Genomic DNA, 22,489 nt, shown 5'->3' with positions numbered 1-22,489 from the left:
GTGTAGGCCCGGTCCGTGTAATGGGCAACCCCCACGGCAAGGTCAGCCAGAACGTAGCTCTTGCCGCTGCTCGCCTGTATATTCAAAATCAATGGTTGCCCAGGATCCGGGTTTGTATTTTGCTCTATTACCGAAAAAGACACCGTCAAGGATTGGCCGACGGTACCGCCACCCCCTGAACTTGTATAAGGTGTTCCCTTAAGGGTATACTTACCAACAGATGGTGTCCAGGCACCGTCATCCCCCATCAGATCATACGTAGCCATAGACTCGGTAACGTTCTTTACCTCGGCTCCGCTCAAGTCAAAGACCACACTCCCTACAATGGATGGATTTGTGTTGGCCCTAATATTCAGGTTCTTTGTAGGGAGCGTCGCCAGATTCAGGACGGCACCATCACTTAGAGTCTGAATATCCTCTTTGGTGTCTGCGTTTGTGAGCGTGAAACTGGTTAACTGCTGTGGAGTGGATGTGTTGGTTGGGGTACCTTTATACGTGATACTCGAATTTGACCCTCCTGTGTAATAGATTTTACTATTGAGATACGCTGCAACCCCCGAGTAGCGCCCCCGTGGCAAAGGCGTAAGGTTTTCCCAGGAATTGGTAGCAGGTGTATAAGCCGAAACCATATTTGTCACACCAGTAACATGCACTGTTTCACCACCTAGCACCAGAATTCGCTCACCAACCACAATTGCGGCAGAGGAAATATGACCCCTTCCGTTCGCCCCTGAAGGCACGGGCAGTTCTGCCATTTGTTGCCACTCTTTTATCACCGGGTCATATCGATGCACAAGCTTAGAGGTTACTAACTTGCTGTCGTGCCCCATTTGTCCACCGATAAAGTATATCTTGTTCTGATACACGGCTGATCCAGCGTGGTGACGGGGCATAGGAAGCGGTTCCAGCGTCTTCCAACCGCCAGTTAAATTATTCAGTTGTAACACATAGTGGTTTCCGAGGTCTGCCGTGCGGGAAGCATTGGTGCCTCCAATATGATGAAGTCCGCCGTCTAAAAACTCTAATTGCCCTCCCGAAACCACGATGGGCAGATCAGGCAATCGTTCATACCTGTTTTCTGACACGATGTATTTCCATACTTCTTTCGTTCCAAAAATCTGCCCTGTTCCTGAAGAGTTAGACGTATACCCACCTGCAAAGTATATGTCCGTACCATCTGTGGCAAAACCTGCGTGCGTTACGCCACCATAGTTAGTCCCGTTCATCGGGGGCATGGGTGCAATAGCCGTCCAATTATTCGCTATTGGGTCATAAGAATAGGCGCGGCTTGTTGGAGTGAAGGTTGACTTTTGGCTATCAAACCCGCCGAAGGTATAGAGTTTCCCGTTCACTACTTTGCCTTGCGACTCAGTGACAGTATAAGGCTGCCGGGCAGCGTATGTCCAATCAATATCTGTAAAAGATGCAGCCGCAAGCTTACTTGCGATTTGATTATAAAGAACCTGTTTGTCTCCAAAATTAGTGGCAGAATTATGGCTGGGCATGCCAACAGCGTTCAAAGGCCCGCTAGCGGATACATTTCTGATATCAGGATTTCTGGTAGTAGCATCTGCATTAAATAAAACCGATTGATGCAAGGCCAGGTCATTTTTGACCGGCACAACATGGGCATACTTATGTCTGTTACCCGGTTCGGAATTTAATGGGAGCCCGGATGAGGATGCATAAAAACCAGAAAGGAGCCCACACACCAATAGGAGTAGAAACTTTTCCAGAGCAGAAAACGCTGTTGCAAAACTAGATGCGCGTGTAAATTTTTTTTCCATTGAGTAGGCTACTACATTGTTATGAGACTCAAATTTCTGTTACAATCAGTATAAAAAGGTCATGAATTAAGTTTTGGCCAAGCGCTAACCTCTCTTTTCTAATGTCAAAGGCATTGAAACTACATGTAGTGTTCAATGCAATCCGCTTATCGGAACAGGAACCTTTGAAACTATATATACATTAAATAATATATAGATATACCCAAAGAAGCCTATAAAAGCCTTTTGTAATCGCGCTTTTATACTTCTAAAAGACCGTAAGATATATACTCCTTGAACGACGAAAACCTCATATACGTTTATAAAGCCAATTGTTTCATAGATTATTAAAATAAATTACACTTTTCAGCTCTTGTTATTTACTCCTTATTCGCTCAAGTCACAAAACGCAAATAATCAACATATTACAATATCAAACTTTGGCACATTATCTTTAAAATATATGCTTATTATTTGCAAAAAGGGTTTCCTGCTAACTTTACTTTCCAAATTTCAACACGCCGAATCCTTTCCGCTTCATTCCCAGCAATACTTATGTAAGGTGATATTTTATGTAGTTTTGTTTGGCGATTAACTTAAATCCCTGCCTCTCTATCACAGTGCCACCTTTCAAAGGACTCGATCATTAAAAGTCACTTAACTGTTTCAAACAACACCCGCTTAGTTAGGGTAGCGCACTCCTTGGCCAGGTATGATTCAACACATCTGCTCTATTTTGTGAAGTACATCTGAAGACATTTTTTAGGTCTGCTTATCTATCCCCAGATCCTGAAAATAAACATGAGTAAACCATTAGATTGGGACAAATACTAAAAAGTGGGTATGCAAACAGTGTAAAAGCTCTACAAAGTGTGGAATATTTCTACACCAAAGTGTGATTCATACAATTTAAGAAAACTAAAATACATCTTAATTAACTGACTATCAATACATTTAAAAAAGGTTACAGAACTGGTATGATTATGTCATATTGGGTCTTAGAGTCGATTGAATCTTGAAATACAAACCATAGGGCTTTACCTCAGAATCGAAAAGAGTATTTATGAACAGTGTAGCTATTCCTTCTTTCTCAACTCTATCTGTAGATGGATTCATGAGCAAGGGTATTTCTTTGAAAATCACACGATGTTCTATACTATAACAAATCCTCTCGGAAGCAACATATACTATAGATTAACTACTTATAGGGCCAAACCAATAAAACAGTAAATGCAAGTTACTTATGGTGCTTTGCGAGAGACACATTTTTTAATTTAAACATTGCAGAATTAAGATTGAACAATATTTTAAAATGCAAATTGAATTAATGAGCTATTTTATTTATTTGCAATATTTAGCTAAATAAGGTTTTACTAAGTTTTTTTCAGCTTGATTCGCCTGGCTATTTCTGTTTTTTAGTAAAAAATATCAAGAATACGCTTTCTTGAATACTAAACAGCTACTTCTAAGAATCTCCAAAAAACTAGTGCAAAGATTTTAATGTATCCCAATCCCCCCTTAAACTGATCTAGGTACCCAAACCTGAAGACAAAACGCTTCAATTTACTGGATACCAAATATTTCAGCAACTCAAAACTTATCACACTATTTTATTCTCAATTACTATTCCTGAGACTATATTTTTTCATACAGCCATTAAGTGCAATATCTTAAATGTATTTTTTTTATAGAATTCAATTAGGTTATATAAACTTTTAAAGAATTTAGCAAGTGTTGTTTGGAACTACGTTTTTTTGCATAGTTTTGATTCGAAACAGGTTTATAAAATTTAACTATTGAACGTTTATGAGAAATCAACTTTTAGCCGAGGATGTTTCTTTAGCCGTCTGCCAGCATCTGGGCTACCACGGCCAGTATATTTGCAATGCTGATCGGAAAGATTGGCACATCAAAGAGAGCAGTCCCTGTGACAGCCACTAACTCTCGACAAAAATCTATATAGTTTAAGAAAATCCTCAAAAACAACAATTATTTACCAGTCATGAAGAAAATTTTATTCTTTCTCTTTGCTTGCCTTGCTTTCTCCATTCATTCTTATGCACAGGTGGCACCCAATTTCAATATTTATATGATTGAGACCCGCTTCAATGGTAACACATTGGAAGACTACTTTAAAAGTAGTGGGTACACACGTGACAATGTGCAGGTAATGACAGCATCATCTTTTGCTGACTATCCGGAGTACACTGAGATCAACACCTCTAAAGTCAAAGGATTCCTTGATAAGTACTACCCAAGCTCAAGCAGCAGCGGATGGCTAGTGCTTGACTGGGAGGAGGATCCTTATTCTGACCTTCGGAACTACCCTGCTACAGATAGCCGATTCAAGTCTGCTGAAGCAAAGATGCTCCTGCTGATAAACACAGTTAAGGCTTATAGGCCAAATGTTAAGGTTACGATGTATGGCATTACCTTCCGTACCTGGAACACATGGCAGTTTGAGAACTACAACCCTGATGGGAAATATGACAAAATTTTATCGAAGGTAGATTTCCTCAGCCCTTCTGTTTATAACCTTTACGCCGATGAGTCAGTTGGACACGAACGTAACCTTCGCTACATCCGTGAAAACCTGACATCAGCGTTGAAATACGGTAAGAGGCTTAACAAACCAGTGTTGCCTGTTTTCTGGCACAGAATCCACTTCAACGACAAGAACTATGGTCGTGAGATCATGCAGAAAGAGGTGCTTGCTTCTTACGTAAAACTAATCTCTACTTTCTCTTACGACGGCTACAAAGCAAGCGGAGCCTTCTGGTGGGACAACGTATCTGGAAGACTGGATAACATCGAGGGCATCAACGGACACCTGAAAGGGAAAGTTTACAATGAGGCAACTTACGATGCGATGCTTGTGAACTATGCGCAGCACATTAAAGATGTGCTCAACGAAGGAAAAGTTACCACCCCGGCACCATCAACGCAGCAAGTAGTGAGCTATACGCTGTTCAACGCAGATACGAAGCAAGACATCAAAACTATTGAAAGTGGCGCAACACTTGACCTTTCTACTCTGCCGTCTAAAAACATCAATATCAGAGCAAACACAAACCCAGCAACCGTGGGTAGCGTAGTGTTCTCACTTAGCGGAGCTTCCAGCAAGTCTAACACAGAGTCAGGGGCACCTTACGACTTTTTGGGTGGCAGCGGTTCCTGGACACCCGCTGAAGGAAGCTACACCTTGAAAGCTACGCCTTACACCGAATCAAATGGTAGCGGAACTGCCGGCACTGCGCTTACCGTTAATTTTAACGTAACGTCTAAATCAACCTCTACCGCGCCTAGCCCATCCGGGATCTCATTGTCTGTATACAATGCCGATACTAAAACAGAGATGATCGCATTGAACGACGGAGCAACGATTGACCTAGGCAAACTAGCTACCAAAAACCTTAACATCCGCGCCAATATATCAAACGTGGGCAGCGTTAAATTTGCCCTGTCAGGCACTGCAACCAAATCTGCAGTTGAGTCATCGGCACCATATGACCTGATGGGTGACAATGGCGCCTGGGTGCCGGCTACTGGCACTTACACGCTGAAAGTGACACCTTACTCTGGCTCTAAGGGCTCTGGAACTGCCGGAACATCCTATACCGTTAACTTTGTGGTGGTTAGCAGCAGTGCGGCTGCTTCGATTGGGGCAAATGGCGAGAGCTTCACCCTAATAAACGCTGACACAGACACTGATATCATTACGCTAGCCAGCGGAGCTAACCTTAACCTGGCTACTTTGCCTACCAAAAACCTAAACATCAGGTTTAATAATGGATCTGTGAAAATGGCAAGTGTGAAAATGGTGCTTAGTGGTGCTCAAAGCAAAACAGCGGTAGAAGGTATCGCTCCATATGCACTTTTTGCGGATGATACCAAAGGAGATTATTATGCCTGGACTCCAGCAACCGGAAGTTATACCCTGAAAGCGACTCCGTACTCTGAATCACGCGCATCTGGTACAGCCGGCACAACGTATAGCATCAACTTTACTGTGTCTAACAGCCTTACTGCATCTTCTTTAAGCAAGGCTACTGCAGCATCCGAAGCTTCTTCTTCTTTTAGCTCCGTGGATGGAGTTACTGCTTATCCAAACCCGGCAACATCTTTCTTCAACATCGAGGCAACTGAAACTGGCGAAGGAGATGTGTCTATAAAAATCTATGACTTCAATGGTCAGGTCGTATTAACACAAGCTGAAAAGGCGGCCGCTGAAGGTATAAAGACAGTAGTAGATATCAACAACTTGAAGCAGGGCCTTTACATACTGGAGGTAGTAACACCAAAAGGCCGTAGCTCACAGCGCATCATTAAAGAATAGTTAAACAGCACTTATCGGGTAACACCATAAGGCAACGTTTTTTAAAGTGCCATAAAAAGGGAAGCCGACTTATAAAGTCGGCTTCCCTTTTTATGGCACTTTCTTGTGCTCGCATTATCAAACAGATTTGCGTACCGCCCATCGATTGCTAATGGTATTCATTTGTAAATAGGTTACAGGGAAAGAACTTTCGGGATATATCTGAATTCATACCAATAGTAATGGATCATCTCCGTTTTACCGCTCCAGTTTAGAAGTGAAGATCGTCTGCTCGGTATAAGGTGAATTTCCGAAGGAATCAGGCAGGTGATTTTTATCACAACTGTACGAACACGCTCGACTGCAAAAGGCTTGACTGATTATGGGATACAGTCAATATTATTACAGGCCTAAGGCCGCTGGTTGTTACATATTAAGCAGCCAAATGACTTTGGGCAGACGCTGCTATCTGGTCGTTTAGGTACACTCAGTAGGTGATTGCTTTATAGGGTATGAGAACAAAAGCAGCCCAAACCTAATATGCCGAGACGCTAGGCAAAACCAAGCTGATCCGTATATCTAGGCCATCAAAGCCGTACAGGCCATACTATACAACAGCTTTCGAAGGCCTGTGATTTGGTATCTGCAAATCAGCATGCTGACGTGGAGTGGGCTTAAGGTTCATGGACAAGATAATTGCCATTGAAAACCACATCCAGCTGGCGCCATAAATCGCCCCACTGAAGCTATAATGAATTAGGCTCTGCAGGAAAATAACGGACACCCAGGCAACTTCAGGTTTGTGCTTGAAAATATACAGCGTATACTGCATCGTTTTGCCAATCAGATACAGGAAAGGTATAAACCCAAAAATACCTGTCGCCATAAGCACCTCTATAAATATGTTGTGAGGATGAAAGTTGGTCTCAGGCACCTCCAGATACTTCCCGAATAATGGGTTGTCAAAAAAATGATTGAGTGCATAGTCCCAAATGTTAATTCGGGAGGCAGAAGAACTCCCGGAGTCCACATCCGCCTCAATACCCACAAACCTGTCGATTACAGCACTGCCGAATTGCTCGCTTAGGGCAACAACCCCCGCGGAAAGCAAAATAAAGACAATTAATAAGTAAATGCTTGTCAGCTTGCTCTTCTGGAAGAAGATAAACATCACAAAGGGAACGGCAAGGGCCAACACAGACCCGCGCGAGGCGCCTAAGAAGAAGGGAATGCAGGAAACACCGGCAATGCCGATAAGCACCAATTTATCGAACTTAGAGTTTTTACCTGTGAAAAGCAGCAAGAGGGCCACCCCCATTGTAAGCGAGCCGGAATAGGACAACGCAAGCGGGGATATATAGTTTTCGTCTTTGGATATCGCTAAGGAGATCCGGCCAACCGTTCCAATAATGTCTTTGTAGAAGAAAAAGGACATCAAGGCTAAGAGCAACCCTGACAGAAGAATTGCCCACTTGAAAAATTTGATGTCGGCTGGCAACTCCTTCTTGCACAGCAAAAAGATAAAGGGCAGGAAACAGAACGACAAGAAATATAAAAGGAAAGTCCCTGTGCTCATGTGGTTTTGAACGCCTTCCAAAGTCTCCGCGGCTATTCTGTATATGTATAGTCCGGAAAATAGTATAAAAGAGAAGAGTACTGGCCTATTGACCTGCTTCCTCCCCCCGATCAGCATGAAGCACAAAAAAAGCAGCAGCATAATCAGTATTCGCACCGGGATTGTAAAAAACTGCGAATAACTCAATCCAATCAAGTTACTGACGAGCATTAGCAACACGTAATAACCTGAATAAGAAAAGAAGGCTGCTGTAAAAAAAGCTACTGTATAGACTTTGAATTTACTTACTAACATATATGCGCTTCTGTATTATGAGTGGCCACGTTAATGAGTCAGGATCTCTTGCCTGGCCACAATATCCAGAAGCCGGTCAGTGTTTTCCTTCACACTATACGTATGCGCGCACGCTCTAGCACTGGCACTCATTTTGCGCCACTTAGGCATGTCCCCTATCGACTCGTTGAAGGTAGCTCTAAAGTCCTCAACTGTTGGGGTCTTTACCAACCAGCCGTTTTCACCATGTTGGATCATCTCGGAGGGCCCGCCCAGATAATACGCAACTACGGGCCTCCCAGCGCCAAGGGCCTCTGCCACACTGATGCCAAAAGGCTCCACATTCCTCCGGCCATTCACGGCAACATCTAAAGTGGAGTAAAATTTGGGGAGCTCAGACACATTTCCTAAAAAGTGAACCTGCTTTCCGGCAAGGTCCTTCGCTGAGAGCTGGACTTTCTTTGCAAATTCAGAATTCAGCGGGCCACCAGCTACTATCAAGTGCCCACCTTTAGCAGGAATGTCGGAGTTTACGAAGGCTTCTACCACTATATCCTGGGCTTTAGCCTTGTGCAACCGTGCCGCAATGCCATATACCGGCGCGCCCTCCGCGATACCCAACTCCGACCGGAAGTTTTCCGCACTGGGTTGCACCCGGTCTTCGTCATACCCCATATATACCACGTGTTTGCACTGGGGGCCTAGTGTAGCCTGTGTGTAGGCGCTGTTGCCTACAGACACGATATTATATTTCTCACAGAAGTATTTATAATAGCTTCTTGCTAATTTTCGTGTAACAGTGTTTGGTAAGTGCCATAGCCCTATGCAGTTAAAATGCCTCGCCAGCAGCCCGGCCAGGTGGATTACATTAGGCCTGCAGTAAAACACAGCGTCATACTTCGCTTTCGGGTCTATACTGTTGTTGATCAGATACTTCGAGTATTTAGCGCCAAAAGAGTATGCCTTTACCAAAGAGTTCATGATGTGGACTGGGGATCCAATAAACTGTGCGTCGAGATTTGGGACGGTGTAACATCTATCACAGATCTTCTTATACTCCTCCCCCTGCGCTTCTTCTCCAATAATAACGGCATCCACCTGTATCCCTCTTTTCTTAAACTCCTGGATAAATTGGATTTCGTAGGCTAGCACGCCCCCTTTGTCACTGCTAAATAGAACCTTTAAAATTCTCATGCTTTTTTGCTTAGGTTTTATCTTACTCTTTCGCCTCCGAAAAGTAATCTAATAAATTCTGGTACAATAATAAGGTATAAATAAAGATGCACTCCGGCCACTTTAACCTTTTCCAGCACAGATAATTGCTTTACCTGCGAGAAGAGGACAATTGTTTTTGAAATAACGAGGTTGTAAAAGAGGTAGGGTATAAACAAGGCATTCTTTACAATTCCTTTTAATGAGTTGAGCTTAAACTCTTTTTTACCCCCAAACTCCCTGAGTTTCTGGTTTCTGAACTCTTTGAAAGTGCTTCTGGCCGGGTGGTTAATAACCACTTTATCACCATATACCAGGTTAAACCCCGCCGCGTTCGCTCTCCTGTTCCAGCCGATATCCTCGCCGGATTTTTTTGAGGCGTCGAACCCGCCCACTTTGTCAAACAGCGCCTTTCTACTAAACAGGTTTGCCGTAACAGATGCCTTAAGCACTGCCACGGCCTTCTTTTGGTTGAAACTATAAATACTTTCGTATAACTCGACCCAGGTTTTGTCATTGACATCCTTGTAGATCAGCTCAATTTTTCCAGCGATTCTGTCAACCTCACCGGTTCCGAACATGCTTACTGCGTTCTCGATCCATGTAGGGTGCGGGATACAATCGGAATCTGTAAAGCCTATCAGTTCCCCTTTAGCCAAGGCCAGCCCAGCGTTTCTGGCGGCATACGAACCGGGCTTGCCTTCACTTATCAGCTTAAAGTTAGCTGGCAGGGTGTACCCCGCCGGCGCCTCATCACGAGGATCGTTGTTGATCATGATCACCTCGTACTTATCGTTTGGGTATGTCTGGTTGTTTAGTGCGTTAATACAGAGAGACAACCTCGCCCAATCATGATAAGTTGGTATGATAACTGAAACAAATGGCTGGTAGGTCATAGAGTTGAATTTGATTTGTAATTAAAACTAGCTGAACATCAGTTTTTCCTAATGCTGATATAAAAACTGCTTTGTGCTTGAGCCTTCGCTAAGCGCCTGATTTCCTAAAATTTCTGAAAGACTAAAATCTCAGAAGGTATAAATTCTTGCAAAAGAAGTACTGCCACTCCGCCAGTTTGAGAAGCTTGTTGGAGTACCCGTATTTGCGTTTAGAGCTGTGCCTGATAAACTCTGAAAAGACCTTCAATTTGTCCACAATTCCAATATCCCCGAACTCATTGCTTTTCACCTGCTCCTTAAAGTAGGGCATATTCATTTCACTGATCAGCAGCAAGTGGTAGTACAGGTAGGCGTCAAGCTGTTTTTTATAAACTGGCTGCAGCATCTCTTTTTCGCTCAGGAAATCATATATTCTGCGCCGCAGGTCATACCTGTTCAAGAGCACCTGCTGTAGCTTATCTGCGCTTCCAGTCCGTGACACCGATTCCGGCCGACCATATATGATCGTTCTGGCGCGATGGTCAATACTTACCTTGGCACCCTGTGTTAATAACCGGAACAGAAGATCATACTCCTGCGAAGAGCTTAGCGTAGCGTCCCAGCCGTTTACCGCAAGCAGGTTCTCTTTTCTCCATAGAAGGGCGCTGGTCACGCCGAGCGCGGAGTTGATAAGCCCTAACCACGGATCATCCTCTACCACAACTTTTTTAGGTGACGCTGATTTTTGCTTCGCGCCAACTTTGCAATAATCACTGACCACAACATCAGTTTTGGCGGCCAAAGCGATTTGCAGCTGGCCCTCAACCTTGTCGGGCAACAGTTCGTCGTCGGCATCTAAAAACTGAATCCAATCGCCCGCAGCTTTGTATAGGCCATGGTTGCGTGCTGCGCAGGCTCCGTTCACTACCTCAGCGTAACTGTGTATTTTGCCTGAGTGCTCTTGCTCAAGGCGCTTCAAAATGGCAGAAGTGCCATCAGTAGAGTTGTTGTCGACGAGGATGAGCTCGATGTTTGCGTACGTTTGCTCCAGCGCACTTGTCACGGCCTTCTGGATAAACTCCTCGCAGTTATAGCAAGGGATAACAACTGAAACCAAGGGCGCTTTGTCGTTTTGCTCTTCTGTCATCCTGTTTTTCACGAAGTTCACTTTAGATATGTCGTTGAAGGTATCCGCTTTTTAAAAGGAAAACCAACTACATGTTTGTTCAACCAAATAATCACATAGAGGCAGGGTATACGACCTATGCTACCTGCTTTTTTGCTCTTCCGCTTTTCAACTCCTTAAACTGAAGCATCAGTTCTGAGTGCATTAACAGGGCAACGACCCCTCCGTAGGATAGTATCATGACGACAGCACAGACGGCGTAATGAACTCCCTCACGATAAAGCAGAAAGGTGATTCCAAAGGACACAATACTGGCTATTAGCGGCGCTTTTATGTGTGTGATAAGGTCTCTAGGAAAAATTCCTACTACTTTTTTCAGGTAATACTGTATTAAGATCACTTCAAGCACTTTATAAGCAACGCAAGCCCACGCCACGCCAACGATCCCGTAGCTATACACCCCCAAAGTGATTAGCGGGACATACAAAAAGATTGCCTTAAAAAATTGTAATTTCATTTCCAGTTTTGGCATACCTTGCCCTCTTAACAGGGATGAATGCCCGCTGACAAGCATATGGATCATAACTGAAAGGGCTAAAATCTTCATGGGCACTATAGATTCCTGCCACTTACTGCCAAAAAAATTCAGGATAAGCGGCTCCCCTAGTGTTATTAACAGCACCATGAATGGGTAAATAACCAAACTATTGTAGGTAACTACCTTGAGATAATATTTCTTCAACAGCGCTGGATCGTCCTGATGCTTGCCATATACAGGATACATCACTTTGTTCATCATCACCGTGAATTGGTTCCTGAATGTGTCGGTGAGTACAAAAGCGAAGGTATAGATACCCAGCGCACTGGCGCTAAGGAGCTTTCCGATGAGCAGATAGTCTAAGTTTGCCAGCACATTGTTCAGCACGCTTGTACCGGTGGTATATATGCCGAAGCCAAAAATGTCGTTAAAAGCCTCTTTTTCCCATATCAGCTTTGGCACCCACTTTGTCGCCCTGAAGTAAAGCGGCATGGCAATGAGGAATGAAGCCACGGAATTGAACACCAATGACCAGACACCCGCGCCCTGGTATGCAAGAAACAGGGCTACTACACCTGAGAAAATCGTGGAGGCATTCCCGATAAAAGCTAGCTTCTTAAAATCCATCTGCTTGGTGAGTTGGGCTTTGTGCACCAGGTTAATCGGGCTGGATAACACGCCAATACTCAGGACGGGAATAAGACTGCGTAACATGGGCTCATTGTAGAACCGCGCCGCCAAAGGGGCAACCACAAACGCGATGAGCAGAAATATGCCTACCGACCATACAACCCCTGTCCAAAAAGCGGTATGGAAATGGGCCTCGCGCAGGTTCTCTTCTCTGCGTTGCACCAGGGCGGCCCCAATGCCCAACTCGTTGAAAACCTGCACAAAGCTTGTAAAAACGGCCGCCATACCTACCAAGCCGAACTGCTCAGGGAACAGGAGTTTTGCCAAAACAAGCTTTATAGCAAAAGAGAAGGTTTTATTCACCACCAATTGCAGCACGTTCCAAAAAACGCCAATAACTATCTTCCCTTTCGTATTTTGAAGTCCCATTAGTATTAAATGGCAGTAAATATTTTAATGAAATCCGCAGTGAGGCACCTGCATTCACAAATAGCACTGTGCCAGTCCGATTACCAGCGGTTTATCAGACTGGCCCAGTGCTAAAGCGTAAGATTTATACCTCAACTTTAGGGCTGCGGGTTCGCTTGGGCGATGCTGTTTCCTTATACCCATACCCATACCCATACCCAGCTTCTATCTTTGCCCCATTCACCACAATCATCGCATGCTTGAACTTCTGGTTCTTATAGATGTCGTCGACGATCTTTATCTGTTTTTTGTAGGTGTAATTGTTCTTTACCAGATAGATACTGGAATTGATGTACGGTGCCAGGGCAAGGGCATCCGCTACCTGGCCTACGGGTGAGGTATCAATTATTATATGATCAAACGCCTCCTTCAGTTCCCCGATGAGCTTGCCCACTTTAGGCAGCAGCATCAGCTCCGCCGGGTTGAGCGGGGTTGGCCCGGAGCCGATTACAAAAAGGTCCTGCATGACGCCCGATGGCTTGATAATATCGCCCATGGTAACGGAATCAGACACCAGGTAATTGGTGATGCCCTCATCGTTTGGCAGGTCCAGCTTCTGCGTTAAGGTAGGCTTTCTTAAGTCGAAGCCCAGAACCACCACCCGTTTGCCGGTAAGCACCAAGCTTGCGCCAAGGTTGAGGCTGAAGAACGACTTGCCCTCCCCACTCATGCTTGACGTCACGAGGATTACTTTGTTCTCTTTGCCAATAAAGGCGAACTGCAGGTTGGCCCGGATCTGGCGGAACTGCTCGGCTACGGTGGTTCTGCTATCCTGCGTCACTACAAGGGCGCTGCGCGTTTTCTTGTAAGTGATTTCGCCAAGCACCGGCGTGGAGGTGGCATACTCGACATCCCGGAGCTCCTGGATTTTATCGTTGAGGGCATCTTTCAGGTAAATACCGGCAAAGGGAAGGCCCAAGCCAAGCAGCACGGCCAATACATACACCAGATTTGTTTTAGGCAGCACTGGGTGCTTATCGGCAGTGGCCGCGTCGATAACCCGCGAGTTAGACACGGTAGCCACTAATGATAAGGCTGATTCCTCACGCTTTTGCAGCAGGTAGAGGTATAACTGCTCTTTGGTGCCTTGCTGGCGGTTAATCTCCAAAAGGTCGCGCTCAATTGAGGGCACTTTTTGTACCCGCGACTCAAACTGCGCGTAGTTAGACTGGAGCTGGTTGCGGGTAATAACCAGACTATTCTTTATATTCCGAAGGTTCTCCAGGATATTCACCCGCAGGTTTGCCAGCTGATCGTTCATACCCTGCACAATCGGGTTTCCGGGCTGCGTGGTGCGCAGCATGCGTTGCCGCTCCAGCTGCAGCTCGTTAAACTTGGCAATAAGGCCTAGCAAGGTCGCGTCCTGGATGTTAAGGGTACTGGGCACCAGCTCGTCCTGAGTCTGCTTGTTGCTCAGGTACTTCTCAATCGACTGGAGCACATCAATCTGAATATCCCAGTTGCTGATCTGGCGGTTGTAATCGTTTGCTTTTTCGAGGTACATCTGCGCCTGCGTGCCGATGTCAGTCACCTCATTTTTCTGCTTGTACTTCTCTACATTTTTCTCGACATCAGTCAGCTCGGCTGTCAGCAGCTTCAGGCGCTCGTCTATAAACTCTATGGCATTGGAGGCGATCAGGTTTTTCTCTTCCTCATCCTCCTTGTTGTACACTTCAATCAGCTTGTTGATGATGTCCTTTCCTTTCTCCGGAACAGGATCCACCAGCGAAATCCGAAGCACGCTGGCCTCTTTGTTCACCGGGCCAATTTCCAAGCTTCCGCTATAGACAATGGCCAGGTTTACCAGGTTGTTGAACTTCACCTGGATGTCTTTTGGCGCGTCGGGGTTGGACGCGGCCGCTCCCATAATCACCGTAAACGTGCCGTATGGCCGCTTCACCTCCTGCCCGAACTTATGCGTGGTTAGGCTCCCGTCAGCATCTTCCAACTCATAGCTGCTTGGGTTCTTCACATGTATGGTTACCGGGTTACTGTACGCGCTTTCCTCCAGCTTGCTCACCATCACCCGAACCGGAAGGTCCTCGCCGTAAATCTCCACCAGCTTCACCTCGTCCTCTACAAAATAAGTAGTGTACAAAGAGAGTTCCTCAAGCGTGCGCTCCATAATGCTGTTTGCCTTCAGCACCTGGATTTCATCTTCCACATGCTTGTTTGTCTGCAGCACATCCAGCCCGGTAAAGCCTGTCAGGTCGAAAGAGCTCGGATCGCTCTTCTCGCTTTTCAGCATCATGGTGCTGCTAATGTAGTACTGCGGAGTTGCGTAAAGCAGGTATACATAGGCCCCTGCCACGCACAGCGCGATGGTGATGGCAAACACATACCAGTATTTCAAGTATCTGGATAAGATACCTTTGAGGTCAACCTGATCTGACTCGAATGAGGATATATCTCTATTGTCCATGCCCACTAAGAAATTAAAATAATCTGTAAATGATAAGGCTAGTTGCCGAAATGATGGTCAGAGCGAGCGTGAGGTATCGGGTGTTGTTTGTAGCCTGCGCCGCCTTGTTGCTGTTTGGCTCCACATACACTACATCGTTCTGATGCAGGTAAAAGTTAGGAGAGTTCAGCACTTCTTTTGAGTTGAGGTTAATGCGCGTCAGGCTCCGCTCCCCTTTCTCCTCTCTGATGAGCAGCACATTGTCCCGCTTTCCGTAAGGAGTCATGTCGCCGGCCAGGCCGAGGGCTTCCAGTACGTTGATTTTCTCGGAGGGTATGGTAAACGTGGAGGGGTTCTTTACCTCGCCGATAACAGTTACCCTGAAGTTCAGGAACCTGATGTTGACGGCGGGGTCTTTTACATACTTGTTGAGTTCCCCGATCATTTTGGCTTTGGCCTCCTGCTTGGTCAGCCCGCCCAGCTTGATCCTGCCGAGTACCGGAAAGTCGATGTAGCCGTTCGGGTCCACCAGATAACCTGCGTCCCCGGTGTTTTGGTCGTAAGTCATACTACCGGCCAGGGCCTGACCAACGGATTTGCCTCCCGCCGTGTTGAAGAGCACATTCGATTCAGCATTGGAACTGCTGACGGTTATGCCCAGTATGTCATTGGATTGGATGGAAGGTTCTGAGGCGTTGGTGATGTTCTCTTTGTAAACCGTAGCCTCTGGAAGGTCACTAAAGTAAGCCAGGTTCCTATTGTTGCAAGAAAACAGGGTGAAAAGGGATAGTAGGTAGAATAAATTCTTTTTCATGCGATGGTTTATAAGACAGCCCTGAAGATAATTTTATCTATAGGTATCTTGTGCTTTAATAGTGTTTTTTAAATTATTTTTTTAACAAATTCCTTGAGACTCCCCTATCTTACGGAATACATTACAAAAAGTATATATGTCAGATTAATTTAATTTACTGTGTTAATTTTTCAAAACGCAAGTTATTGATTTAAAACCAGGTATACAGAAACCTTAGCAAGATTTAATTATGCGGCACCAGTTGTTAGCCTTATCATTACGTTTTCAGGTCAATTGTTTTGTGCATATTTCTTATACAAATACTCCTAACGTTAAAACTGGTAATTTATGTTGCAACGCTTGTTACTCAAATATGCACTAGAGGGTTGTCTTCTCAATTAGGGAAGCGTGCAAACTTGATCTCCGGCCATCCCTATACCCTCTGTTATCAGGCACTTCCTTCCTAATCACCGCTGACTGTCAGTGTGTTTGACACAAAGGCTCTTCTGCATTTTTGACGGGTATGGCCAACCGTGGTGCTTCCTTTCTTTGTTTTTATATCTTTACCCGTATTTAGTAACCCAATTGTCCGTCACCGAACAGAAACTTTGTAGCGTCTCGAACCATGAAAACCATAGATCCACAGCAGGAACAGGCATCCGAGCTATATGCGCTGATGTCTGGCGTTGTCGCGCCCCGGCCCATTGCCTTTGCCAGTACCGTAGACGACGCGGGAAACGTGAACCTGAGCCCTTTCAGCTTCTTCAACCTGTTCAGCGCCAATCCCCCGGTACTTATTTTTTCTCCGCTGAGCCGCATGCGCGACAACAGCAGTAAACATACGCTGCAGAATATTCTGGCCACAAAGGAGGTTGTGATCAACATTGGCAATTACCCGATGGTAGAGCAGATGTCGCTGGCCAGCACGGAGTATGATCAGGGTATAAACGAGTTCATCAAATCGGGGCTTACCCCGGTGCGTTCTGCACGCGTTGCTCCGCCCCGCGTACAGGAGGCCCCCGCCGCCTTCGAGTGCAAGGTAACCGACGTGATAAAGCTCGGCACAGAGGGCGGGGCAGGCAACCTGGTGCTTTGCGAGGTTTTGCTGATGCATGTGAGCGAGCATATCCTGGACGAGCACGGCAAAGTGGATCCCTTTAAACTAGACGCTGTCGCCCGTATGGGCGGCGACTATTACCTGCGTGCCAGCAAAGAGTCGCTTTTTAAGCTGCCAAAGCCCATCCGCGGCAAAGGAATGGGCGTGGATCAACTGCCAGATTTCATACGGCAAAGCAGCATCCTCACCGGCAACAACCTGGCGCGCCTCGGCAACACCGAAAAAATGCCCGACACCCAGGAGGTAGTTGCCTTCAAAACAGACCCTTTGGTGGGATATACCCTGACTAAGCACCAGAACGACCCGGAACTGTTGCATATGGAACTGGAAAAACTGGGGAAAAAGCTATTGGAAGACAACCAGGTGCAGGAGGCCTGGAAAGTGCTGCTGTTGCGGAATCATATATAAATCCTCCTCTCTGCCTCGGAATCGATGGCCCAAGATAGAGGTATAAATCATCAGAGGGGTATAAACAGGAGCGCCCGTTAAAGCGAGCGCCCCTGTTTATACCCCTCTGGTGTTACGTCGCTGGCGTTTAGCAACTAATTTCGCACCGCAATCATCAGCCCGAGCTCCTTGTAGCGCATCCCAAACTTTTTGGCTATGCTGCTGCTCGTAAGGCTCCCTTTGTAGATGTATACCCCGCTCCGGTAGTGCTCGTTCATGAACAGCACCTCGTTGATGCCGCCGTATTTGGAGAACTCCGTGAAAATGGGGGTGAAGATATTGCTGAGCGCCTGCGAGGCCGTGCGCGGTACCCGCGACGGGATGTTGGGAACGCAATAATGGATGACATCATACTTGCGGTAGACCGGCCGGGAGTGAGACGTGACCTCCGAGGTCTCGAAACATCCCCCCTGGTCGATGCACACATCAATGATGATTGAGCCCGGGTTCATCTGCGCGATCACGCTCTCTTCCACCATGCAGGTGATCTGCCCTTCCTCGGCCACCAGAGCGCCAATCACCACGTCGGCCTGCTTTATCTCATGGTATAGCACCGCCTTGTCCAGCGTAGACGTGAACAGCTGCGTGCCCACGTTCTGCTTCAGGCGGCGCAGCTTGTAGATATGGTTGTCAAATACTTTCACCTCGGCCCCGAGGCCAAAGGCGGCGCGGGCGGCGTGCTCGGCCACCGTGCCTGCCCCCAGGATCACGACCTTGCTGGGCGGCACCCCGGTTATACCTCCCAGGATGACGCCTTTGCCGTCGCTGCTGCTGCTTAGGTACTCGGCTGCCACCAGCATGACCGTGCTGCCTGCAATCTCGCTCATGGCACGCACCACGGGCTTGGCATCCGACTTGTCCCGGATAAGCTCAAAGGATATCGCGTTGATTTTTTTCTGGAGCAGGGCGTTGATATAATCTGCCGTCAGGTTGCCGAACTGCAGCGCCGAGATCAGCGTCTGGCCCGCCCGCAGGTACTCGACCTCATCATAGGTTGGGGGCGCGATCTTGAGGATGATGTTCGCCTCATAAATCTCCTGGGTGGTATACACGATTTTGGCTCCCGCCTCAGAGTACTCATGATCGGAGTATTTGGAGGGACTCCCGGCTCCCGCCTCCACCCAGATGCGGTGGCCCTGGTCGGTGAGCTGCTTTACGGCGTCAGGCGTCAGGCCAATGCGGTTCTCCTGAAACGACGACTCTTTGGGTATGCCGATAAACAAGCTGCGGCGCCTCTCTTCTAATGCCAGCATCGACTCTTTTGGGTATAGGGCCCTGCTTGTCGCTAACTTCGCTAAATCCACGGCTAACTTCTCCGTCATACTATACTTGGTTTATGGTCATGGTACGCGCCTGGTTCTCGGCATCTGCCTGCAGCGTCACAAGCAGGTAGTGCTCGGGCAACAAGTTCGGGATCATCGAGGGCCACTCGATCAGGCACAGCCTGCCCGACTCGAAATACTCGGGGGCCCCGATGTCCAGCGCCTCCCGCTCCTCTCGTATCCTGTAAAAATCAAAATGATAAATAAGGTTCCCTTCAGCCGCCTCGTACTCATTCACCAGCGCAAAGGTAGGGCTGCTGACATTCTCCCGCACACCCAGCTGCAAACAAATCTCTTTGATCAGGGTGGTCTTGCCGGCGCCCATCTCCCCTTCAAAGAGCACGATCTGCGCCTGGTGGGCCGCCTCTAAAAGCACAGAAGCCGCCGCTGGCACATCAGCCAACGACGACATCTTAAAGCGTGCCCTTTGTATTCCGGTGTTATCCATTCTTCGGAGAAAGCGTGATAAACGGTATAATGACTTCCTCCAGTGAGATACCCCCATGCTGGAAGGTGTCTTTGTAGAAGTTCACGTAGTAATTATAGTTGTTCGGATACGCAAAGAAGTAGTCCCCTATCGCGAACACAAACGTAGTGGAAACATTGGCCTTTGGCAAGAAAAATCGTTCCGGTTTGCGCACCGTAAACACGTCCTTGTCGGTGTACCCCAGGTTTTTACCGTGCTTGTAGCGCAGATTGGTGTTGGTGTTGCGGTCGCCGATGATTTTAAAGGGGCGTTTCACCCTAATGGTGCCGTGGTCGGTGGTGATGATCAGGCGCCCTTTTTTCTCTGCAATCATCTTAAGTGTCTCAAACAGAGGCGAGTGCATGAACCACGATTTGGTGATAGAACGGTAGGCCGACTCGTCGGGGGCCAGTTCGCGCACCATGTTGCTGTCTGTCCGGGCGTGCGAAAGCATGTCCACGAAGTTATAGACGATCACGTTCAGCTTGTTGTTCTCCAGGTTGTTGAACTTGGCGAGCAGGTCTTTGCCGGCAGCGGGGTTTGTTATTTTGTGGTAGCTGTGCTTGTCGGTCATGCGGTTCTGCTGGAATTGTATATCCAGAAAGTCGGCCTCGTGCAGGTTCTTGCCTTCATCCTCGTCGTCGCCCACCCACATGTTGGGATATTTTTTGGCGATCTCGGTAGGCAGCATGCCCGAGAAGATGGCGTTACGGGCATAGGCGGTGGTGGTGGGCAGTATGGAGTAAAACATCTCCTCCTGATCCACGGTGAAATACTCCGAGATAAGCGGCTCCAGCACCTTCCACTGGTCGTAGCGCAGGTTGTCGATCAACAGAAAGAACACGGGCTTGTCCGACTCTTTCATCAGCGGGAACACCCGCTCCCGGAACAGCTGGTGCGACATGAGCGGAGCATCCTCATCACCATTGATCCAGTCTTCGTAGTTCTCCATGATAAACTTGGCGAAGTTGGAGTTGGCCTCGTCCTTTTGCATGTTTATCACGTCGGCCATACTCTTGTTTTCCGTCTCGTCTATCTCCAGCTCCCAGTATACCAGCTTTTTGTAGATGTCCGTCCATTCCTGCGGGCTCAGGCGCTCGCCAAAAGCCATCCCCAGCGTCCGGAAATCGCGCTGGTAGCTCATGTTTGTTTTTTCAGAAACCAGCCGCTTGTTGTCCAGCACCTTTTTCACCGACAGCAGAATCTGGTTCGGGTTCAGGGGCTTGATCAGGTAATCGGTGATGCGCGAGCCGATGGCCTCCTCCATAATGTGTTCTTCCTCGCTCTTCGTGATCATGATCACGGGAACGGTGGGCCGGATGTTCTTTAGCTCGGTCAGTGTTTCGAGGCCACTGATGCCGGGCATGTTCTCGTCCAGAAAAACCAGGTCGAATGTCCGCTCCTGAAACACCTCAATCGCGTCGGTGCCACTGTTTACGGGCGTGATGTTGTAGCCTCGGTCCTCCAAGAAAAGGATGTGCGGCTTGAGCAAATCTATCTCATCATCGGCCCATAAAATATCGTATCTTTGCATAGTTTTATAATTAGTTGCTAATTGTTAGTTTGTTAGTTGTTAAACGCGCTATGGTTTGATAATTGGATTGTTACAAATGTATATTTATCATTTACGGGAAAAAGGGTAACGCAAAGACGTTCCTTGTATAAGTTGCAGTAGAAAACAGCAAATAACAGCTCCTTCTGGTATGTTGGCAACAATCAACCATTAGCAACCAACAATCAATCCTACTTTCAGTGAATAAAAAGAAAATACTCAACGACCCCGTCTACGGTTTTATTACCGTGCCCTCCGACCTGATCTTCGATATCATCAACCACCCCTACTTTCAGCGCCTGCGCCGCATCAAGCAGCTAGGGCTTACGGAGATGGTATACCCGGGGGCGCTCCACACGCGTTTTCACCATGCCCTGGGTGCCATGCACCTCATGAACACGGCGCTTCTCACACTGAAAAGTAAAAATAACGAAATAAACGACAAAGAATTCGAGGCGTCGCTGATTGCCATCCTGTTGCACGACATCGGGCACGGCCCATTTTCGCATGCGCTGGAGACGGCCATTTTCAAAAACGCCCACCACGAGGACCTCTCGCTGCATATTATGCACCTGCTTGACGAGGCTTTTGGCGGGAAACTGCGCCTGGCCATCGCTATATTCACCGACACCTACGAGCGGCGGTTTTTCCACCAACTGGTGTCGAGCCAGCTGGACGTGGACCGCCTGGATTACCTGAACCGCGACAGCTTTTATACAGGGGTATACGAGGGCAAGATTGGCGCCGACCGCATCATCAAAATGCTGGACGTAGCCAACGACAAGCTGGTGGTGGAGGAAAAGGGCATTTACAGCATCGAGAACTTTTTGGTGAGCCGCCGCCTGATGTACTGGCAGGTATACCTGCACAAAACTGTGATCAGTGCCGAGAACATGGTGCTGCGCGTGGTGCAGCGTGCCCGCGAACTGCTGCAACAGGGCGTGGAGGTGCCAGCCAGCCCCTGTCTCCGGTTTTTCCTCGCCTCCGACCTCACCATGCAGGACTTTAAGACCGACAACACGATTCTGGAGCGCTTCGTCAGCTTGGACGACCATGATGTATGGGGAGGTATAAAAATGTGGGCCGCCCACCCAGACAAAGTGCTGTCCTTCCTGGCAACCAGCATCCTGAACCGGCGGCTTTTCAAAGTCATCATTTCCACCAAACCTATTGAGGCAGAGATGCTGCTGGGCATCAGCGAACTGGTGCAGGAGAAATTTGGCATCAGCGAGGAAGAAGTGAAGTACCTGATGATCTCCGGCAAAATCGGCAACAACGCCTATGACAGCGAGGGCCAGGCCATCGACATGCTGACGAAATCGGGCTATGTGATGGATGTGGCCGAAGCGTCGGACTTGCCAAATATCCGTGCCCTCAGCAATAAAGTGGAAAAGTACTACGTGTGCTACCCCAAGGAGGTGGCGGTGCTGTAAGGAAAACCCCTTTCCATACCCACCATACCAAATTATGTTAACGTGTATAGCCACGGACTGTGTGCCTGTGCAACCCTATATAGCTAAATGGGGTCTTGCTGTTAAACCCGATTCCGCTTTTTGCAAATTTGCACTCCCTAAGCAGTAGCGTTTTTGAGTTTTTGCCCTAATTTTACAAC

The 22,489-nt window shown here is 47.3% G+C and carries 14 protein-coding genes; 3 read left to right on the top strand and 11 right to left on the bottom strand.

Features of this window, described 5'->3' with window-relative positions:
• Nucleotides 1-1,787 (bottom strand): Kelch repeat-containing protein (locus MKJ04_RS06210; protein WP_410896811.1); only part of this gene is annotated, 1,787 nt, incomplete at its 3' end.
• 1,981 nt (nucleotides 1,788-3,768) lie between these two features.
• On the opposite strand from MKJ04_RS06210, the gene MKJ04_RS06205 reads away from it, so the two are divergent.
• The gene (locus MKJ04_RS06205; RefSeq protein WP_241640359.1) at nucleotides 3,769-6,102 is read left to right on the top strand and encodes a T9SS type A sorting domain-containing protein; all 2,334 of its coding nucleotides are present in this window, start codon (nucleotides 3,769-3,771) and stop codon (nucleotides 6,100-6,102) included.
• A 586-nt stretch (nucleotides 6,103-6,688) separates the two neighbouring features.
• Here the strand turns inward: MKJ04_RS06205 and MKJ04_RS06200 are convergent.
• The 7 genes from MKJ04_RS06200 to MKJ04_RS06170 form a co-directional block, all read right to left on the bottom strand.
• Nucleotides 6,689-7,657, bottom strand: coding sequence for an O-antigen ligase family protein (locus tag MKJ04_RS06200; protein ID WP_241640357.1), 969 nt, complete (start codon nucleotides 7,655-7,657; stop codon nucleotides 6,689-6,691).
• 324 nt (nucleotides 7,658-7,981) lie between these two features.
• On the bottom strand, nucleotides 7,982-9,124 hold the full coding sequence (locus tag MKJ04_RS06195; RefSeq protein WP_241640351.1) for a glycosyltransferase family 4 protein: 1,143 nt from the start codon (nucleotides 9,122-9,124) through the stop codon (nucleotides 7,982-7,984).
• Nucleotides 9,125-9,141: 17 nt separating this feature from the next.
• On the bottom strand, nucleotides 9,142-10,038 hold the full coding sequence (locus tag MKJ04_RS06190; RefSeq protein WP_241640349.1) for a glycosyltransferase: 897 nt from the start codon (nucleotides 10,036-10,038) through the stop codon (nucleotides 9,142-9,144).
• Between the two features lie 121 nt (nucleotides 10,039-10,159).
• On the bottom strand, nucleotides 10,160-11,185 hold the full coding sequence (locus MKJ04_RS06185) for a glycosyltransferase family 2 protein (protein WP_241640347.1): 1,026 nt from the start codon (nucleotides 11,183-11,185) through the stop codon (nucleotides 10,160-10,162).
• A 94-nt stretch (nucleotides 11,186-11,279) separates the two neighbouring features.
• Nucleotides 11,280-12,740 carry a lipopolysaccharide biosynthesis protein gene (locus tag MKJ04_RS06180; RefSeq protein WP_241640346.1) on the bottom strand — a complete coding sequence of 487 codons (1,461 nt, stop codon included), beginning with the start codon at nucleotides 12,738-12,740 and terminating at the stop codon, nucleotides 11,280-11,282.
• Between the two features lie 124 nt (nucleotides 12,741-12,864).
• Nucleotides 12,865-15,201 carry a GumC family protein gene (locus MKJ04_RS06175; RefSeq protein WP_262918059.1) on the bottom strand — a complete coding sequence of 779 codons (2,337 nt, stop codon included), beginning with the start codon at nucleotides 15,199-15,201 and terminating at the stop codon, nucleotides 12,865-12,867.
• Nucleotides 15,202-15,214: 13 nt separating this feature from the next.
• Complete coding sequence (locus MKJ04_RS06170; RefSeq protein ID WP_241640342.1) at nucleotides 15,215-15,994, bottom strand: polysaccharide biosynthesis/export family protein; 780 nt, start codon at nucleotides 15,992-15,994, stop codon at nucleotides 15,215-15,217.
• A gap of 604 nt (nucleotides 15,995-16,598) precedes the next feature.
• Here MKJ04_RS06170 and MKJ04_RS06165 point away from each other — a divergent pair.
• Nucleotides 16,599-17,498, top strand: coding sequence for a flavin reductase family protein (locus MKJ04_RS06165; protein ID WP_241640338.1), 900 nt, complete (start codon nucleotides 16,599-16,601; stop codon nucleotides 17,496-17,498).
• Between the two features lie 134 nt (nucleotides 17,499-17,632).
• Here MKJ04_RS06165 and MKJ04_RS06160 read toward each other — a convergent pair whose 3' ends face one another.
• From MKJ04_RS06160 to MKJ04_RS06150, 3 genes are read right to left on the bottom strand one after another with little or no spacing between them, the layout of a single operon-like run.
• A complete protein-coding gene (locus MKJ04_RS06160) occupies nucleotides 17,633-18,859 on the bottom strand; it encodes an alanine dehydrogenase (protein ID WP_241640337.1) in 1,227 nt (408 codons plus the stop codon).
• A 1-nt stretch (nucleotide 18,860) separates the two neighbouring features.
• Nucleotides 18,861-19,307 (bottom strand): tRNA (adenosine(37)-N6)-threonylcarbamoyltransferase complex ATPase subunit type 1 TsaE, encoded by a 447-nt coding sequence (gene tsaE / locus MKJ04_RS06155; protein WP_241640336.1) that lies wholly within the window; start codon nucleotides 19,305-19,307, stop codon nucleotides 18,861-18,863.
• On the bottom strand, nucleotides 19,300-20,859 hold the full coding sequence (locus tag MKJ04_RS06150; protein WP_241640332.1) for a response regulator: 1,560 nt from the start codon (nucleotides 20,857-20,859) through the stop codon (nucleotides 19,300-19,302). The genes tsaE and MKJ04_RS06150 overlap by 8 nt, the downstream gene beginning before the upstream one ends.
• 218 nt (nucleotides 20,860-21,077) lie before the next feature.
• On the opposite strand from MKJ04_RS06150, the gene MKJ04_RS06145 reads away from it, so the two are divergent.
• Nucleotides 21,078-22,310 (top strand): HD domain-containing protein, encoded by a 1,233-nt coding sequence (locus MKJ04_RS06145; RefSeq protein WP_241640331.1) that lies wholly within the window; start codon nucleotides 21,078-21,080, stop codon nucleotides 22,308-22,310.
• The last annotated feature ends 179 nt before the right edge of the window (nucleotides 22,311-22,489 follow it).

The sequence above is a fragment of the Pontibacter sp. E15-1 genome (assembly GCF_022601975.1).
Lineage (GTDB): Bacteria > Bacteroidota > Bacteroidia > Cytophagales > Hymenobacteraceae > Pontibacter.
This window is presented reverse-complemented; position numbering and strand designations above follow the sequence as displayed.

Excerpts from the sequence above, each read along its gene's own strand:
- MKJ04_RS06205 (WP_241640359.1), top strand. The coding sequence starts at position 3,769 with ATGAAGAAAATTTTATTCTTTCTCTTTGCTTGCCTTGCTTTCTCCATT.
- MKJ04_RS06200 (WP_241640357.1), bottom strand. The coding sequence starts at position 7,657 with ATGAGCACAGGGACTTTCCTTTTATATTTCTTGTCGTTCTGTTTCCTG.
- MKJ04_RS06195 (WP_241640351.1), bottom strand. The coding sequence starts at position 9,124 with ATGAGAATTTTAAAGGTTCTATTTAGCAGTGACAAAGGGGGCGTGCTA.
- MKJ04_RS06190 (WP_241640349.1), bottom strand. The coding sequence starts at position 10,038 with ATGACCTACCAGCCATTTGTTTCAGTTATCATACCAACTTATCATGAT.
- MKJ04_RS06180 (WP_241640346.1), bottom strand. The coding sequence starts at position 12,740 with ATGGGACTTCAAAATACGAAAGGGAAGATAGTTATTGGCGTTTTTTGG.
- MKJ04_RS06175 (WP_262918059.1), bottom strand. The coding sequence starts at position 15,201 with ATGGACAATAGAGATATATCCTCATTCGAGTCAGATCAGGTTGACCTC.
- MKJ04_RS06170 (WP_241640342.1), bottom strand. The coding sequence starts at position 15,994 with ATGAAAAAGAATTTATTCTACCTACTATCCCTTTTCACCCTGTTTTCT.
- MKJ04_RS06165 (WP_241640338.1), top strand. The coding sequence starts at position 16,599 with ATGAAAACCATAGATCCACAGCAGGAACAGGCATCCGAGCTATATGCG.
- MKJ04_RS06160 (WP_241640337.1), bottom strand. The coding sequence starts at position 18,859 with ATGACGGAGAAGTTAGCCGTGGATTTAGCGAAGTTAGCGACAAGCAGG.
- tsaE (WP_241640336.1), bottom strand. The coding sequence starts at position 19,307 with ATGGATAACACCGGAATACAAAGGGCACGCTTTAAGATGTCGTCGTTG.
- MKJ04_RS06150 (WP_241640332.1), bottom strand. The coding sequence starts at position 20,859 with ATGCAAAGATACGATATTTTATGGGCCGATGATGAGATAGATTTGCTC.